This window comes from Erysipelothrix urinaevulpis, from assembly GCF_009828835.1.
GTDB lineage: Bacteria > Bacillota_I > Bacilli_A > Erysipelotrichales > Erysipelotrichaceae > Erysipelothrix > Erysipelothrix urinaevulpis.
Window position 1 is genome coordinate 279554 of record NZ_WTTB01000002.1, and the last position, 15898, is coordinate 295451.

19 protein-coding genes are annotated in these 15898 nt (G+C 35.9%); 3 read left to right on the forward strand and 16 right to left on the reverse strand.

The window, feature by feature from the left end; translation table 11 throughout:
• Positions 1-25 precede the first annotated feature (25 nt).
• The 12 genes from GVV10_RS03395 to GVV10_RS03450 all read right to left on the reverse strand — a co-directional run bounded on the left by GVV10_RS03395 (position 26) and on the right by GVV10_RS03450 (position 10282).
• Positions 26-670, reverse strand: a complete 645-nt coding sequence (locus GVV10_RS03395) for a class II aldolase/adducin family protein (protein ID WP_159519596.1) — start codon at positions 668-670, stop codon at positions 26-28.
• 20 nt (positions 671-690) lie between these two features.
• Positions 691-2100, reverse strand: coding sequence for a YfcC family protein (locus tag GVV10_RS03400; RefSeq protein WP_159519598.1), 1410 nt, complete (start codon positions 2098-2100; stop codon positions 691-693).
• 357 nt (positions 2101-2457) lie between these two features.
• Positions 2458-2904 carry a hypothetical protein gene (locus tag GVV10_RS03405; protein WP_159519600.1) on the reverse strand — a complete coding sequence of 149 codons (447 nt, stop codon included), beginning with the start codon at positions 2902-2904 and terminating at the stop codon, positions 2458-2460.
• Positions 2905-2936: 32 nt separating this feature from the next.
• Entirely contained in the window at positions 2937-3998 is a 1062-nt protein-coding gene (rseP, locus tag GVV10_RS03410) for an RIP metalloprotease RseP (protein WP_159519602.1), read from the reverse strand.
• Positions 3999-4014: 16 nt separating this feature from the next.
• Positions 4015-4785 (reverse strand): phosphatidate cytidylyltransferase, encoded by a 771-nt coding sequence (locus tag GVV10_RS03415; protein ID WP_159519604.1) that lies wholly within the window; start codon positions 4783-4785, stop codon positions 4015-4017.
• Position 4786: 1 nt separating this feature from the next.
• Positions 4787-5461: an isoprenyl transferase gene (locus GVV10_RS03420; protein ID WP_159519606.1), complete on the reverse strand. Its 675-nt coding sequence runs from the start codon at positions 5459-5461 to the stop codon at positions 4787-4789.
• A 2-nt stretch (positions 5462-5463) separates the two neighbouring features.
• A complete protein-coding gene (gene frr, locus GVV10_RS03425) occupies positions 5464-5997 on the reverse strand; it encodes a ribosome recycling factor (protein WP_159519608.1) in 534 nt (177 codons plus the stop codon).
• Positions 5998-6711, reverse strand: a complete 714-nt coding sequence (gene pyrH, locus GVV10_RS03430; protein ID WP_159519610.1) for a UMP kinase — start codon at positions 6709-6711, stop codon at positions 5998-6000.
• A gap of 53 nt (positions 6712-6764) precedes the next feature.
• Positions 6765-7649: a translation elongation factor Ts gene (tsf, locus tag GVV10_RS03435; protein WP_159519612.1), complete on the reverse strand. Its 885-nt coding sequence runs from the start codon at positions 7647-7649 to the stop codon at positions 6765-6767.
• A gap of 40 nt (positions 7650-7689) precedes the next feature.
• A complete protein-coding gene (gene rpsB / locus GVV10_RS03440; RefSeq protein ID WP_159519614.1) occupies positions 7690-8598 on the reverse strand; it encodes a 30S ribosomal protein S2 in 909 nt (302 codons plus the stop codon).
• Between the two features lie 186 nt (positions 8599-8784).
• On the reverse strand, positions 8785-9915 hold the full coding sequence (locus GVV10_RS03445) for a pyridoxal phosphate-dependent aminotransferase (protein ID WP_159519617.1): 1131 nt from the start codon (positions 9913-9915) through the stop codon (positions 8785-8787).
• Positions 9890-10282 (reverse strand): hypothetical protein, encoded by a 393-nt coding sequence (locus GVV10_RS03450; protein WP_159519619.1) that lies wholly within the window; start codon positions 10280-10282, stop codon positions 9890-9892. The genes GVV10_RS03445 and GVV10_RS03450 overlap by 26 nt, the downstream gene beginning before the upstream one ends.
• Before the next feature lie 61 nt (positions 10283-10343).
• On the opposite strand from GVV10_RS03450, the gene GVV10_RS03455 reads away from it, so the two are divergent.
• The 3 genes from GVV10_RS03455 (at position 10344) to GVV10_RS03465 (ending at position 14096) form a co-directional block, all read left to right on the forward strand.
• Entirely contained in the window at positions 10344-11618 is a 1275-nt protein-coding gene (locus GVV10_RS03455; RefSeq protein WP_159519621.1) for a D-alanyl-D-alanine carboxypeptidase family protein, read from the forward strand.
• 88 nt (positions 11619-11706) lie between these two features.
• Entirely contained in the window at positions 11707-12423 is a 717-nt protein-coding gene (locus tag GVV10_RS03460) for an ABC transporter ATP-binding protein (RefSeq protein WP_159519623.1), read from the forward strand.
• Positions 12420-14096 (forward strand): hypothetical protein, encoded by a 1677-nt coding sequence (locus tag GVV10_RS03465; protein WP_159519625.1) that lies wholly within the window; start codon positions 12420-12422, stop codon positions 14094-14096. Before GVV10_RS03460 ends, GVV10_RS03465 begins: the two co-directional genes overlap by 4 nt.
• Before the next feature lie 29 nt (positions 14097-14125).
• Here GVV10_RS03465 and trmD read toward each other — a convergent pair whose 3' ends face one another.
• The 4 genes from trmD to rpsP are packed head-to-tail and all read right to left on the reverse strand — an operon-like array spanning position 14126 to position 15897.
• Entirely contained in the window at positions 14126-14839 is a 714-nt protein-coding gene (gene trmD / locus GVV10_RS03470; RefSeq protein WP_159519627.1) for a tRNA (guanosine(37)-N1)-methyltransferase TrmD, read from the reverse strand.
• Positions 14839-15336 (reverse strand): ribosome maturation factor RimM, encoded by a 498-nt coding sequence (rimM, locus tag GVV10_RS03475; RefSeq protein ID WP_159519629.1) that lies wholly within the window; start codon positions 15334-15336, stop codon positions 14839-14841. Before rimM ends, trmD begins: the two co-directional genes overlap by 1 nt.
• A gap of 37 nt (positions 15337-15373) precedes the next feature.
• A complete protein-coding gene (locus tag GVV10_RS03480) occupies positions 15374-15622 on the reverse strand; it encodes a KH domain-containing protein (protein ID WP_159519631.1) in 249 nt (82 codons plus the stop codon).
• Between the two features lie 2 nt (positions 15623-15624).
• The gene (rpsP, locus tag GVV10_RS03485; protein ID WP_159519633.1) at positions 15625-15897 is read right to left on the reverse strand and encodes a 30S ribosomal protein S16; all 273 of its coding nucleotides are present in this window, start codon (positions 15895-15897) and stop codon (positions 15625-15627) included.
• Position 15898: the final 1 nt, after the last annotated feature.

Here is a 15898-nt window from a genome sequence, read left to right on the forward strand (position 1 = left end):
CTTGAATCATAAAGGTAGCATTAAGCTACCTTTTGTATTTTTCTTTCATTTTTTCTTGATCTTTTTCAGAGACAATAACTGGATGACCTACTTGTCGTGCATAGTGATAGATTGTAGCTGCATCTTCAACATAAACAGCACGAATGTAAGCTTGTTCTACTGTAGAACCTACAGCGACAACACCATGATTTTCCAAAAGACATGCATTTCGCTCTTGCAATGCAGCAACTGCTGATTTTCCTAATGCATCAGTCCCAGGTAACGCAAATTTAGCTCGTGGAATATCGCCTCCTAGAAAAGGCAACATTTCAACTAATATTAACGGTATATCCTGATGAACAACTGCAAAACTTGTCGCTCTTGGGGAATGGGTATGAATGACTGAATTGACATTCTCTAACCCTTTGTAGATTTCCGCATGCATTTGCCATTCTGATGAAGGTTTGTGAATATCTCGATTATAAAGAATTTCACCATCTAACTTCATCAACACAATATCTTCTGTTTCCATAATTTCATAATCTAAGTTTGACGCAGTAATAGCCATAACTTCATGATCTCTATCATAAAAACTTACATTACCACTTGTTCCAGCAACTAAGTTATTACGATATGATTTTTGAGCAATGTCCTTAACACTTTTTTGTATACTTCTATAAACTTTTTCCATTACAATCTCCTAACTAAAACCTAATATCCAATAATGACCGCTACCGCCAATAAGATCCAAGACAACACAAACATAAGTGCTGTTAATTTAAGTGCGAATTTCATCCATTTATCAATAGGTACTCGTGCTATACCAAGCATTGCCATCGTAGCCCCAACTGTAGGGAAGATATAGTTTGGTATGGTTGCTCCGAATTGGAAAGCAAGCACGGTTGTTTGTTGTGTAACACCAACGATTGTACCAAGTGGTGAAAGAACAGGCATTAATGATACGGCTAATCCACTACCTGATGGAATGAAGAAATGAACAATCGCAGTAACGATTGACATCATAATCGCTCCAAAGGTTGGACCAAAATTAGCAAGAGGTGCTGATAAGGCATTGATGATTGTATCCATGATCATTCCTTGTTCCAACGTAATTTGAATTCCACGTGCAATCCCTAATATTAATGCAACACTAGCTGCAGAACTTACACCCTTAATGAACAAATCAATGATTTCATCGGTTGTAAATCCATAAACAAATCCAGCGAGTAGACCACCAATTAAGAAGACTGTCGACATTTCATCTAAATACCATCCAAGCTTACTTGAACCATAAATGATTGCGACAAAAATACCTAATAAAATTACGAGAACTGAAATATGTTTTCCTTCAATCTTGTATTCATGCAATTCTTTAGAAAGTCCCAGACCCTCTGTCGATACATCTTTAACCAAACTTTTATCAGGATTCGCTTCAATTCGTTTAGCATAAATTGACACAACTGTTGCTACAAGTGCAGTTGCTAAAAATGCTGTCAAGAATCGGAAACCCATACCTGAGAAAATAGGCAATCCGGTTATTTCGTGAGCAGTTCCAACAATGGATGCGTTAATAGGGCTAAAGTTCCAACCCGCATAACCACCACCCATAATCATCCCTAACCCAACAATTAAATCAAAACCAAGTCCCAGCGCTATACTGACCCCAATTAAAGTAAATGGTATCTGTATTTCTGGACCAACAATAATACCAATGGCAGAGAATAGGAATGTAATCACCCAAATGACTGCCGTCTTAGGAATTTTAGAAGTTTCTACTTTATTAAGCAAAACCCCCATCCCATTTTCTAACGCCCCTGTTTCAGTAATAATACCAAACGCAGCTGTAGAAATCATAATTAAGAAAATAATTGAGCTTGCTCCAACCATTCCCTCAGGAATCGATTTAAAAACACCCCAAATACCAACACCACTTTGCTCAACTGTGTGATATGATCCCGGTACAACAACAGGTCTTGAAAGCCCCTCAACATCCACTCTTTCAAACTGTCCAGCAGGTAGTACCCATGTTAAGACTGCTGCGATAACTATCATTAAAAACAAAATCACATATGTATGCGGGATTTTTTCCCACCATCTTTTTTTATTAACTTTGCTATCCATTATATTCCTCCTTATATTTTAATAGCTATACAAAACACAAGCAAATATTCTTAAACTATGATTTCTCCTTTCGACTATAATATAGCACAAGTGTAAAGCGCTTACAATGGTTATTTGTTGTTTTCTGTTGGTTATTGCAGGATATATGTTGTTTTATGTTGTTTACTGCGGCTATATTGTGTGGAAATAAGAGTTTTTCATGAAGTTTACTCGAGGTGTTTTAAAAAAAATGGATCGATTGTACAGAAAAACCATAAGAATCTCTCATCTTTAATGTGATATTCTTATGGCAATGAATGACTTGTTTTCAATTATATTTTAGATAAAAAAAAGAAGCCGAAGCTTCTTTAACATTATTTAATCTTCTGACGGTTTGTAAGGACAGTCGTAAACATAAATATCTTCACTGCTTAGAACTCTTCTCAAGTTCCCATCAGCTTCATATCCATTATCATGCAACCATTCCGCAATCCCTGTGTGGATATCCATAAATTCATCCGCTTTAATACGAATCATGAGAGGTTCCTCATCAAATTGTTTGAATTTAATAATATTTGTATCAACACCTGGATTTACAACCGCAACAGCAAGCTCTACATCGATCAATTCAATTTTCGATGATTTTTCTTCTGCCATAGTAAAATTGTATTCAGGATTTTGTATTTCAACCCCCATTTGTTGTAACTCTTTTGTTAACGTCTTTAAAGCACGCTCATAAAGATCAACTGAATATTCAGGGATTGTCATTTTCATTGTTGCTGCCCAAAACGTGGGCAGTGGGTTTTCCTCAATTTTATACGCCATATTTTACTCCTTTTAAACTATTATACCATATTTTAGAAAAGCTTTCGTATATCATTTAACATGATAAAGATAAACAATGCAAAAATTAAGACAACACCAATCATCATAATCACTTCCTCAAGTTTTTTATTAATTGGTTTGCCTGTGATCATCTCAATCAATGTAAGTATAGCACGTCCACCATCCATCACTGGAATTGGCAATAAATTAACAACCGCTAGGTTAACAGAAAGTAAAGCCACTAAATTTAAAAAGAATAAAAATCCATAAGTTCTAACCTGCGACGTTACTTCAAATATCCCGATAGGTCCTCCAACATTATTTAAACCAATGCCTCTGAACAATCGTGTAATAATAAAGAAGAATTGTACGATAACTGTTTTAATCTCAAGCAGTGCCACCGGAATTGCTGAAAAGACTGTTAAATCACGATGTTTACCCGCTGGTGCAGTGATCCCCATAATATAACGCTCATCCTTCTCATCGCGTTCTGGATGAATCGTGGTTGTGAATGTCTCACCTTGACGATCAACTGTCACATCAAAGCCATATTGACCATATGTCTCTAAGGCAATAAAAACTTCATTAAATGTTTTAGGTTTTAAATGAGTTCCATCATGAAAATTAAACTCAACAAATTTATCATTGGCTTGAAGTCCTGCTTCAGCTGCTGGAGAGTTTTCTTGTACCGTTGCGATTTCCGCTTTTGGCATATCAACGGTCCCATTGTAAGTACTCATCCCCCAGAAAATCAAGAATGCTAAAATAAAGTTCATGGTGACACCTGCGAGCATCACAATCAGTCTTTTCCATGGTTTTATCCCATTAATTGTCCGTTCTTCAGGAACCTCAATATTATCTTCTACTGGTGCATCTTCACCTGCCATCGCAACAAATCCACCTAATGGAAATGCACGGATGCTGTAAGTTGTTTCCCATTCAGGTTTCTTCAGTTTGAACAGAACTGGTCCCATTCCAATTGCAAATTCATGACAGTATACGCCAAACTTCTTAGCGGCAAGTAGGTGTCCTAGTTCATGAATCAAAACAATTATTCCCATAACCAACGCAAAAACAAGTATATTAAAAATCATAAGTAAACACCCTCTCTTACCCTACCAAAACTGATAGTACTATATTAAGTGTTAAAATTGCAAATACGAGTGAATCAATCCGATCCAAAACTCCACCATGTCCTGGAAAGATATGGCCGAAGTCTTTAATGTCATAGCGTCTTTTTACTAAACTAAAGGATAAATCCCCCAATTGTGAAAGGATCGGCATTAATAATGAAGCAACAACAAGTGGAATTAAATCAATGTGTGCTTGAACAACGAAGTAAGCAAAGACAAATGATAGGATGACACCCCCAACATAGCCTGCAATTGCTCCCTCTACTGTTTTATTAGGTGATAATCTTGGAATGAGTTTCGTCTTTCCAAACATTTTTCCACCAAAAAATGCACACGTATCTGCACCAAAAGCAGCAATCATTGGATAGATTAATACAACCATGTCAATTTCAAGCAAGCGCTTAAACGCAACAGCTGTTGTTACCAACATAACAATCATTAAGAATGAAAATGAAAGTTCATCCAGTGTATACCATTTGAACACAACTGCCATGATAAAAAACACTAAAAGTATTGCTGAAACATAAACCACATACAATGATTCTGGAATAAGCATAGCTCCTAAGACAAACAACACATAGGGTATCAATACAATCGGTGCAACTTTCGTTCTTCGGGTTCGATACACTTCATAAGCACCAACCGCTAAAAACAAGGAAACTAATGCTTGAACTGCAATCGGTCCCAAAAAAACACTTCCTAGTAATACAGCAATTAGAACAACTGCTGTAATAATTCTTTCCTTCATCTTATAAACCCCCAAACGTACGTTCTCGAGCTTCAAACTCACTGATACATTTTCTAAATTCATCACGTGTAAAATCTGGCCATGCCAAGTCTAAAAAAACCAACTCTGCATAGGCTAACTGCCATAATAAATAATTCGACAAACGCTTATCGCCACCTGTACGAATTAATACATCCACTTCAGGAAAATCAGACGTATCCAAATAACTGGAAAAAACCTCTTCAGTTATTTCTACTGGTTGATCACGAACCAATTCTCTTGTTGCACGAACAATTTCATCACGCGAACCGTAGTTCAACGCAAAATTCAAGGTCAACTTGGAATTATGTTTCGTTTTCTCTACAGCATTTTCCATGACTTTACGTGTTTTTTCAGGTATTCTTGACAAATCACCAATCGTAGATATCGCAATACCTTTTTCCATTAATTCATCTAAGAATTTATCAAAAAATACAGCCGGCAATTTCATTAGGTACTCAATCTCTTTTTCTGGTCTTTTCCAGTTTTCAGTTGAGAAAGCATAAAGGGTAATCACTTCGATCCCCATATCTAAAGCTTCAAGGGCAATATTACGAACGTTTTCACTTCCGTAATAATGCCCTACAGTTCTTTTTTTATTTCTCTTTTGAGCCCAACGACCATTGCCATCCATAATAATAGCAACGTGTTTAACCATGATTAAACCGTCATTATTTCATCAACTTTAGCTTTTGAAATATCATCAATTTTTTTAATGAATTCATTCGTTAAAGTTTGAATATCTTCAAGCATCTTTTTTTCTTGATCTTCAGGTAATCCTTCTGTCTCTTTAACATCGTCATTCAAATCACGACGAATATTTCTAATTTGAACCTTGGCCTCTTCCGCAAAAACACCCACGTTTTTAGATTCAGCACGACGTGTTTCTTCTGTTAATGCAGGAACATTAATACGGACATTGGTTCCATCATTTTGTGCTAATAAATTTAAATGCGATTCATTAATCTCGCGCTCAATTTCTTTTAAAATTGATGGATCAAATGGTTTAATAGCAATTTGAGTTCCTTCAACGACAGATATTTGTGCAATTTGATCTAAAGGAGTTGGCGTACCATAGTACTCAACATTAACACCATAAAGGATTGATGCATTTGCACGTCCAGTTCTGAGTGTCGCTAATCTTCCTTCAAAATCACTAATTACTTCTTCCATTAATAATTTACCTTCTTGCATTTAGTTTCCTCCTTTAGAAATACGGGTTGCCTCAGCTTCCCCTTTTACTGCTTTAATTATATTATTTTTCTCATTCATATTAAAGACAATTAAATCAATATCATTATCCATACACATTGAAGTTGCTGTAGAATCCATGACTTCAAGCCCTTTTTGTAATAAATCCATATACGTAAGGCTATCAAACTTCGTAGCTGTTTTAACGACATTAGGATCCGCATCGTACACACCATCAACACCGTTTTTAGCCATTAAAATAACATCCGCTTTAATCTCAGATGCACGTAACGCAGCAGTTGTATCTGTTGAAAAGAATGCAGAACCTGTTCCAGCGCCAAAGACCACTACTCGACCTTTTTCCATGTGTCGAATGGCTCTACGTGGTATAAATGGTTCAGCTACTTTTGTCATATCGATTGCTGTTTGGACACGTGTTTCAACACCATTTCTTTCAAGAGCACCTTGAATCGCTAGAGCATTAATCACAGTTCCTAGCATACCCATATAATCAACTTGGATACGATCAATCCCTAAATCTTCTGCCATACGACCTCGAACAAAGTTACCACCACCAACAACAATTGCTACCTCAACACCTGAATCAACAATTGTCTTAATTTGAGAGGATAAATCATCTAATACCTCACGGACAAATATTTCATCATGGTTAGATAACGCTTCACCACTTAGTTTTAATAAAATTCTTTTATACATGCTGTCCATCCTTTCAAAAAGGACACAAAATGTGTCCTTTAGTTAGTTTGTTATTAATTAACTTTTGAAGCTTTTGCAACTTCTTCAGCGAAGTCTTCTTCACGTTTTTCAATTCCTTCACCAACTGCAAAACGAACAAATGAAACAACATCTGCATTTTGGTCTTTAAGAACTTGAGCAACTTTAACGTTTGGATCTTTAAAGAATGGTTGATCAACTAATGAAACATCTTGCAATGTTTTATTAACACGTCCTTCAACAATCCCTTTAACAACCTTTTCAGGTTTGTCAGCTAAAGCTGGATCATTCTTGATAATTTCAATTTGAATATTTCTCTCATGTTCCATAACTTCTGCTGGAACTTCTTTACGTGAAACATAAATTGGTGACATTGATGCAACTTGCATTGCGATATCACGTGCAAATTCTTCTGATCCTTCAACAACTGTAACAGCTGAAATACGACCACCCATGTGGATATACTCACCAAATACTTGATCATCAGTTTTTGTTACAATTTCAAATCGACGCAATGAAATTTTTTCGCCAATTTTTGCTGTTGCTTGAGTAATTGCATCTGCAACACTTGAACCATTGTAATCAAGTGCTAATGCAGCATCTAAATCTTTTGGTTCTTCATTAAGAATCAATGTTGATAATCCATTAACTAAATTAAGGAACTCTTCGTTTTTAGCAACAAAATCAGTTTCTGAGTTTACTTCAATAACAACTGCTTTATTTCCATCAACCACCAAGTTTGACAATCCATCAGCAGCAATACGTCCTGATTTCTTCTCTGCACTTGAGATTCCTTTTTCACGTAACCAGTCAATAGCTTTTGTGATATCGCCTTCAGTCGCTTCAAGCGCCTTTTTGCAATCCATCATCCCTGCTCCTGTACGATCACGTAATTCTTTAACAAGTTTTGCTGTAATCATATAAAATTCCTCTCTATCTTTATATTTTATTAGATCTTAATTATTTTTCTTCTGTTTTTTCTGTTTTAACTTCTGGTCTACGGTTACCTTGTCCTCTATTTTGTCCTTGGTAACGGTTTTGACGACGACGTTCATTACGTTGACGACGTTCTTCGAAACGTTGACGACGACGACGTTCGTTTTCTGCATTTTGTTGTTCTACATTAACAATAACATCTTCCATTGTAATGTCATTTTCTTGATCACCTTGGTGAGCAACTGTTAAGATACCATTTTTTGGTTCAATCATTGCGTCTGCCATTAAAGCTGACACTAAACGAATTGAGCGAATTGCATCATCATTACCAGGAATTGCAAAGTCAACTGCATCTGGATCACAGTTTGTATCAACAATTCCAAAAACTGGAATATTTAATTTACGTGCTTCCGCTACTGCGTTAGCATCTTCGATTGGATCAACAACAAATACTGCATCAGGAAGTTTTTTCATTTCCTTAATTCCACCTAAGAAATTCTCTAAACGATCTTTTTCTTTAAGTAGTAATGCAACTTCTTTCTTTGTATAAACGTTTATTGAACCTGAGTTTTCCATTTCCTCAATTTCTAATAAACGACGAATGCTTTTTTGAATTGTTCTAAAGTTAGTTAAAGTTCCACCTAACCAACGTTGGTTCATAAAGAATGAACCTGAACGTAATGCTTCTTCAAGTACAATTGTTTTCGCTTGTTTCTTTGTACCTACCATTAATAACTTACCGTTATTTTCAGCGATTTCTAATAACGCTGCATAAGCCTCATCGATTTTACTTTGTGTTTTATTCAAATCGATAATGTGTACGCGGTTTTTTGCCGTATAAATGAATGGTTTCATTTTCGGATTCCAACGACGTGTTTGGTGTCCATAATGGACTCCACTTTCTAATAATTGCTTCATTGTCACAACTGACATAACTAAACTCCTACCTTTCCGTTAGTCCTCCACCACTTCCACAAAACAACAACTCTACTTGAGCACGGGTTGTTCCATCCATGGTGTGTGAATAAGGGCTTTATTGCCCATTGATAATAATATCATAAAAAAACAGCCTAGACAAGTCTAAGCTGTGCTTTATTATGATGAGCCGACAATCATTTTTTATAATCGCTGAGTTATAAAACTTTCTAAACGATCCATCCCTTTTCGCAATTCTTCCATCGGAAGACCAAACGACAATCGCATAAACCCATCCGTCCCAAAATAAACTCCTGGAATTAAAACTAAACCAACAGTTTCTGCAAGTTGGCGACCAAATTCAAAAGAGGTTAGACCATACTCTTTAATAGAGAAGAAAACATACAAACCACCTTCAGGTTTGACATAGTTTATCCCCATTTCTGTTAAGCGTTGGCAGACATAATGACTCCTAGCTTTAAACGTCTCAACCATTTCAACCATTTCAATCTCAAGTGCTTTCTCAGCACCTTTTTGAGAAAGTGTCGAAATTCCTGTCACCATGTTTTGATGTAATTTGTGCATAACATCCATTACGTTCTCTTCCGCTAAAACATACCCTATTCTCCATCCTGTCATGGCATGGGATTTTGAAAAACTTTGAACAACGATAATTCGGTCTGTAAGATTTGGATACTCTCGCATTGATGGGTAATCATCACCAAAAACCATCGCACGATAGACTTCATCAATAATGAGATAGACTCCAGGGTTTTCTTCTAAAAACAATTTCATTGCCTCATTGGATTCCTTTGAGAAAATAGTACCCGTTGGATTATTAGGCGTCGTAATAAGAAGCGCCTTAGTTTTGTCACTTACATGGGCATCTAACATTGCTTTAGTAATTTGAAAATCATGAGTGCTCGTATCCAATAAACAAGCTTTTGCCCCAACTAATTGAACCTGTGTTTGATACAAAGGAAAACTTGGGATCGGCACAATCACTTCATCTCCATATTCAAGGATCGACCACAACGCTAACGCTAATGACTCCGTCGCCCCGTTGGTTATGATACAGTGATTACTTGTATAATTTGTCTTATATAATTTGTTTTCATGACTCACTATTTTTTCTCGAAGTTGATTCAGACCCATTGCCGGTGGATAATGAGTTATATTATCATCAAGTGCCTTCTTGGCAGCATCCTTAATTTCAATCGGTGTATCAAAATCAGGTTCACCAATCGTCATGAATAATGTATCTTTTTGATCTTTATACCGTTCAGAGAACGCTCTGATTCCACTTAACTCAATTTGCTCTAGTTCTAATTTCATCAATATACCCCCAGTCTTTAATTGTATCTATCGCAAGTAGATTCACATCATTACCATTAATATTTAGTTTTGTTTTTCCATGATCATTTTCATACTGACCTAACCACGAATTAAATTGGCCAAAACAACGACAAACAATTGTCGCTACCCAACGATACCCTTCAAGCTCCCCGACCACGACGATATCTTTAGGATCCATCAATTCTATTTTCTCTCTTAATTCCTTAATTTTACTTGGTTCAATTGTTTCATAAAGATCCATTAAATCAACATTTTTATCATCATCTCTCAAGTCAATCGTATCAAATGGTTCATCAAGAAATGATAAATCTAATGGACCATCCGCAATAACAAGCAATTTTCTCATACAAAGCCCTCCATAATTTGGTATACTTATTTTAGCACATTTTTCAAAGGAAGTGACATCTATGAAACGCATATCATTATTAATCATAAGCTTCATTATTTTTCTTTCATTTACACCAGGAATAGTTCTTGCTGAAAGCGACGATATAATTCCACTGGATGAACAAGGTATTAGTAGCAAGCATTACATTCTCTACGACCCACTCACCAAAACAGTCTTGAGTCAGGCTTTAAGCCACGAAAAAATTGCACCTGCTTCAATTACAAAAGCACTCACGCTCATTACTGCATTAGAGCTTATTGATCAAGACCCTTCATCGATTGAAATAAAAGTTCCTGCTGCTGTTTACGACGGACTAACCCCTATCGCATCAATTGCTGGTTTTGAAATCGACGAAGTCATTACACTCGAAGATGCATTTTATGGTCTTATGTTGCCTTCTGGTGCAGATGCTAGTCGTATTATTTCTTGGTATTTAACCCAATCTCCTGAAGGTCTCGCTAGTGAAATGAATAAAAAAGCACAAGCGATTGGAATGAAAAACAGTCTGTTTATGAATACATCTGGCTTAGACCAAGATAATCACTATTCAACAGCTTATGATTTAGCACTCTTGATTGATTACGCATTACAAAACGAAGACTTTAAGACGATTTACGATGCTGAAAATTACACAACCTCTAAAACCTCACACCATCCTGAGGGTATAAAATTAGTTGATCGTAATTTAGAATATGCACGTAAGGATAAAAACAATTATATTTTGGGAGCAAAATCAGGCTATACCGAAAATGCACAACGCTCCTTATCCAGTTACGCTCAAAAAGATAATAAGCAACTTATATTCATTAGCACTTATAACACAAACAAACTGGCCAGTGAAAACGGTCCAGTAGAAGACGCTAACTTAGCTTATGCCCGAGCATTTGAAGACTACAAGAACATAACAATTCTTTCAAAAAACACCGTCTTTGACACTCTAGCAATCGAAAATGCCAAAGCATTTGAATACCTTTCAAGTGAAGATATTAACATTTATATCCCCAAAGATTTAGATCCAAACGATATTAAAATAGAAATAAAAGATCAACCCCACAATTTGGTTGCGCCGGTCGAAGCCAATACTTCTATGGGAAATTTAGAAATATCATACAATGACAAAGTGGTCTATCGAACCCCTTACACCAATCAAGATTTGATTCCAGTTCGTTTATTATCAGTTATTTGGGATTTTTCAAAAGTTTTATTTATCATCATTTCTCTGGCTCTATTCATTGTTTTTGCTTTCTTATATATACACTCAACAGTTCAGAAATATAAACACTTTAACCGTTAGGCATAAGCTTAACGGTTTTTTATTGTATAAGTCCTAAAGTAATGCTAAAATGTTGTTGTATGTCAGTAACACAACAGGAGGAAAGAATATGATTGAATTAACAAATTTACGTAAGGTTTATGGGAAAGACCACGTGGCTGTCGATGACTTAAGCCTCGAAATTAAACCTGGTCAAATCATCGGTTTTATCGGACCAAATGGTGCAGGTAAAACAACAACGATTAAAATGATGACCGGAATCTTGAAACCCAATAACGGAACTGTCACCATCAACGGCTTTGACATTTCACAAAATCCTATCGAAGCAAAAAAAGCATTTGGTTATGTTTCAGATAGTCCAAATTCATTCTTAAAATTAAAAGGAATTGAATACTTGAATTTTGTGGCTGATATGTACGAAATCGACAAAGAAACTCGTGTACAACGGATCGAGCAGTACACAAAAGCATTGAAAATCGACACTGTTCTTCAACAAAAAATAGCGTCATACTCACACGGTATGCGTCAAAAAATCATGGTGGTAGGAAGTTTAATCCATGATCCTTACCTATTAATTTTAGATGAACCTTTGACAGGTCTAGACCCTCAATCAGCGTTCACGCTCAAAGAAATTATGCGCCAACGAGCAGACCAAGGTAAGATCGTCTTTTTCTCAACTCACGTTTTGGAAGTTGCGGAAAAGCTATGTGATGAAATCTCAATCATTAATCATGGAAAAATCGTCTATAACGGTACATTAAATTCACTTAAAGATGAATACGCTAACCTTTCGCTTGAAGAAATTTTCTTAGAGGTTACAGCATGAAAAAAATACTAAGCCTTTCAAAAGTCATGTTAAAGAGTTCATTTGGGGCTCAGTTTAATGATAAAAAAGAGCTCACTAAAGGAAGGAAAATCCTTAGAATAATTGGAATGGGAATTTTTGGAGTTTATCTGGTTGGTATCACATTTTTTATGACACAATCAACGATTGAACAACTCGTTGCAATTAATCAAGAGTCATTATTAATTTATACCTCTTTGAGTGGATTAAGCATTTATTTGTTTGTGACGTTACTCATGTCGATTCCAACTATTTTATATTTTGCGGATGACATTGATAGCTTACTCCCAATGCCCCTCACACCACGCCAAATATTATCAGCCAAATTATTCACGATTTACATGATGGGGTTAATCTCTTTATCATTTTTATACTTACCCCTTGGTTTTAATTACTTTTGGCAAGTTGACCGCTCTGTATTTTTCTTAATTAATTATGTAATTGTTGGATTATTATTACCGATAATTCCAATGATGATTTCGAGTTTATTTATCGTTTGTTTGTTCTCCTTTATCCCTAAGGTCAATAACAAGGATGCATTTACTTATGTTACATCAATCTTTGCATTTGTACTCATTTTTTATTTTAGTTTTTCTTCTGGAATGAATGGTGAGCAAGGTGCTTGGGTTGCAACAATTGTTAGCAGCGATGGACCTTTAATTAACTCTATATCAAACCTTATACCAAACATCACGATGTATGCGCGCTTTATTACTCAAGGAAATCTATTATTAGGTCTACTAGGCCTTTCAATCTCACTCGTAATCTTCCTTGCTACCCTGTTCATCATGGAAAAAATATATTTCAAAGGATTACTTGCTACAGGTGAAGTTGGAAAATCTAAGAAAAAAATTAAACATAGTACACTTAAAAAGCAAAGCAGAACACGAACACCGTTTAAAGCTTTATTCAATGCAGACATGAGAAACATCTTTCGAACACCTGCATTAGCCATTAACTACCTTGTCGTCTTGATTATTTTCCCAGTTTCGATTGCAATTCCGCTTGGAATTGGGTTTACAAAAGAAGCAGGTACTGGCGAAGTGCTCATGATTTTAGAATTTATCCAAGAATACTTGCGTGGAATTGAACCTATGTTAGTTTTAATGGGAACTGTTGTTATTAGTTTTACACTTTCATACTTTATGAGTTCCATGTCAACCATTGCCTCAACATCATTTACACGTGAAGGCGAAAACATGTTACATTATCAAGTGTTTCCCATCAATTTAGTCGAATACATGCATGTGAAAATGGTTGTGGCAAATATAGTAACAGTCATTCCTGGAGTGATTATAAGTTTCGCTATTTTATTTATTTTAAAATTGAATCCAGTCTTGTATGTCGTTTCATTGTTTGCGAATTTACTTGCAACAAATTTAAGTACTCTTGAAGGGATTCTCACCGATACACTCGCCCCTAAATTAGTATGGGAAGATGTGACTCAGGCCTTGAAGCAGAATTTCACATCTGTCATCCCTGTGTTTACAACTTTTATTGTCTTGGGTGGATTAGGATTTGTCCTCTTTAAAAACCCTAGCGTGATAACTGCAGCGATCCTTATGTTAGTTGTCATCATCATTGAAATAGTTCTATATTTACTCATTAGTAAAAAGACAATTTTCAAACTAGAAAAAGCAATAGAAGCAATCTAAAAAAAATAACACTGCATGTTGATGCGGTGTTATTTTTTTAGTTTTTCCATTATTTTTTGTTCTTCCTTTGTAAAGTCTCGTCCCTCTAAAAGATCGGGTCTATTCATCAATGTTTTCTCTAACGATTTCTCTAACCTAAATTGACGAATATTTTCATGATGACCGCTTAATAGAACTTCTGGCACTTCTTTCCCTTCATAAACTCTTGGACGGGTATAATGCGGATACTCGAGGAGTCCGTTTGAAAACGAGTCATCTTCATGTGATTCTTGAGTGATTACACCGTCAACAAGACGAATTATCGCATCACTTACAACCATCGCTGCCACTTCACCACCGGTAAGGACATAATCTCCTATCGATAGTTCCATATCGATATAATCTCTAATTCTTTCATCAAACCCCTCATAATGACCACAGATCAAAACGAGATCTTTTTCTTCTGATAAATCATAAGCCATGGCTTGATTTAAGGTTGGGCCTTGTGGTGATAAAAGAATGACCTTGGAGTCCTTTGTTCGCACTGATTTTAAGGCATCTAAAACTGGCTGACACATTAAAACTAAACCAGCACCACCTCCGAAAGGATAATCATCTACACGATTGTGTTTATCTTCAGTAAATGCACGCATATCGACGATGTTCAGTTCAACCAAATCTTTAAGTCGGGCTTTTTTTATGATTGATGTTTCAATGAAGCCTGTAAACATGTCTGGAAAAAGAGTTAGAATGCTTATTTTCATTACAAGCCCTCCAACCAATCGATATCCATACGATTTTCTTCTAGATTTACTTTTTTTACAAAGCGATCCACATAAGGAATCATCAGTTCTCTATCGTTTGTCTTTACTTTAATAATAGGATGCGCTGGCATATCTAATATTTCTGTAATAACACCAATTTTATTGTTTTCAACAAAAACATCCAGTCCGACCAAATCAACAAAATAATACTGGCCTTCAGGTAAATCATGCAGATCCTGATAATCTATCTTAATCAACGCATTCCTTAAATGATCAACCTGGTTAAGATTACTGATACCTTCGAATTGGACAAGAAAGATATCTTTATGTTTTCGCATTGATTTTAATGTGTATTCAACAAGCGAGTCATTAACTTCAACAAAAACCGACTCCCCAATCTTGAATCGTTCTTCGATAAACTCCGTATAAACACTGACGCGTAATTCCCCCATAACGCCATGGGGCTTATTTATTCTTCCAATTACAATTTTTTCCATAAATTTCCTTTCAAAAAAAGGATGTTGTTAGACATCCTTAATATGATTCAAACTTAATATTTAAACGCTTGTCTAAAACTCTAGATCCAATTGACATTGTTTGGCGAATGGCTTGTGCCATAAAACCTTGACGACCAATTAGACGAGCAATATCTGCGCTTTCAGCATAGATTGTTAAAATGATTTCATTTTCATCTAAGCTTGCTAATCTTTGGACACTCAAACTCTTTTCGTCTTCCACAAGTGGAAGCACTAAATCGTAAAGAACATCTTCAATTGTTTTCATGATTACTTCTTAAGTTTTTCGTCATGGAAACGTTTCATAATACCGTTTCTTGATAAGATACTACGCACTGTGTCCGATGGTTGCGCTCCAACATTTAGCCATTTCATAGCTAATTCTTCGTCAACCTTCACAACTGCTGGTGACGTAGTTGGATCATAGTATCCAATAATTTCGATAAAACGACCATCACGTGGTGCACGTGAATCTGCCGCTACAATACGGTAGAAAGGTTTTTGTTTTGAACCCATTCTTCTTAAACGTAATTTAACTGCCATT

What these genes read in the sequence shown, in the direction of transcription:
- rseP (WP_159519602.1), bottom strand. Translation starts at nt 3,998, where the DNA reads ATGATTTTTAATATACTTGTTTTTGCGTTGGTTATGGGAATAATTGTT.
- GVV10_RS03420 (WP_159519606.1), bottom strand. Translation starts at nt 5,461, where the DNA reads ATGGTTAAACACGTTGCTATTATTATGGATGGCAATGGTCGTTGGGCT.
- trmD (WP_159519627.1), bottom strand. Translation starts at nt 14,839, where the DNA reads ATGAAAATAAGCATTCTAACTCTTTTTCCAGACATGTTTACAGGCTTC.
- GVV10_RS03480 (WP_159519631.1), bottom strand. Translation starts at nt 15,622, where the DNA reads ATGAAAACAATTGAAGATGTTCTTTACGATTTAGTGCTTCCACTTGTG.
- GVV10_RS03445 (WP_159519617.1), bottom strand. Translation starts at nt 9,915, where the DNA reads ATGAAATTAGAACTAGAGCAAATTGAGTTAAGTGGAATCAGAGCGTTC.
- GVV10_RS03465 (WP_159519625.1), top strand. Translation starts at nt 12,420, where the DNA reads ATGAAAAAAATACTAAGCCTTTCAAAAGTCATGTTAAAGAGTTCATTT.
- GVV10_RS03405 (WP_159519600.1), bottom strand. Translation starts at nt 2,904, where the DNA reads ATGGCGTATAAAATTGAGGAAAACCCACTGCCCACGTTTTGGGCAGCA.
- GVV10_RS03450 (WP_159519619.1), bottom strand. Translation starts at nt 10,282, where the DNA reads ATGAGAAAATTGCTTGTTATTGCGGATGGTCCATTAGATTTATCATTT.
- GVV10_RS03395 (WP_159519596.1), bottom strand. Translation starts at nt 670, where the DNA reads ATGGAAAAAGTTTATAGAAGTATACAAAAAAGTGTTAAGGACATTGCT.
- pyrH (WP_159519610.1), bottom strand. Translation starts at nt 6,711, where the DNA reads ATGTATAAAAGAATTTTATTAAAACTAAGTGGTGAAGCGTTATCTAAC.
- GVV10_RS03415 (WP_159519604.1), bottom strand. Translation starts at nt 4,785, where the DNA reads ATGAAGGAAAGAATTATTACAGCAGTTGTTCTAATTGCTGTATTACTA.
- tsf (WP_159519612.1), bottom strand. Translation starts at nt 7,649, where the DNA reads ATGATTACAGCAAAACTTGTTAAAGAATTACGTGATCGTACAGGAGCA.
- GVV10_RS03400 (WP_159519598.1), bottom strand. Translation starts at nt 2,100, where the DNA reads ATGGATAGCAAAGTTAATAAAAAAAGATGGTGGGAAAAAATCCCGCAT.
- frr (WP_159519608.1), bottom strand. Translation starts at nt 5,997, where the DNA reads ATGCAAGAAGGTAAATTATTAATGGAAGAAGTAATTAGTGATTTTGAA.
- rimM (WP_159519629.1), bottom strand. Translation starts at nt 15,336, where the DNA reads ATGGAAAAAATTGTAATTGGAAGAATAAATAAGCCCCATGGCGTTATG.
- GVV10_RS03455 (WP_159519621.1), top strand. Translation starts at nt 10,344, where the DNA reads ATGAAACGCATATCATTATTAATCATAAGCTTCATTATTTTTCTTTCA.
- rpsP (WP_159519633.1), bottom strand. Translation starts at nt 15,897, where the DNA reads ATGGCAGTTAAATTACGTTTAAGAAGAATGGGTTCAAAACAAAAACCT.
- rpsB (WP_159519614.1), bottom strand. Translation starts at nt 8,598, where the DNA reads ATGTCAGTTGTGACAATGAAGCAATTATTAGAAAGTGGAGTCCATTAT.
- GVV10_RS03460 (WP_159519623.1), top strand. Translation starts at nt 11,707, where the DNA reads ATGATTGAATTAACAAATTTACGTAAGGTTTATGGGAAAGACCACGTG.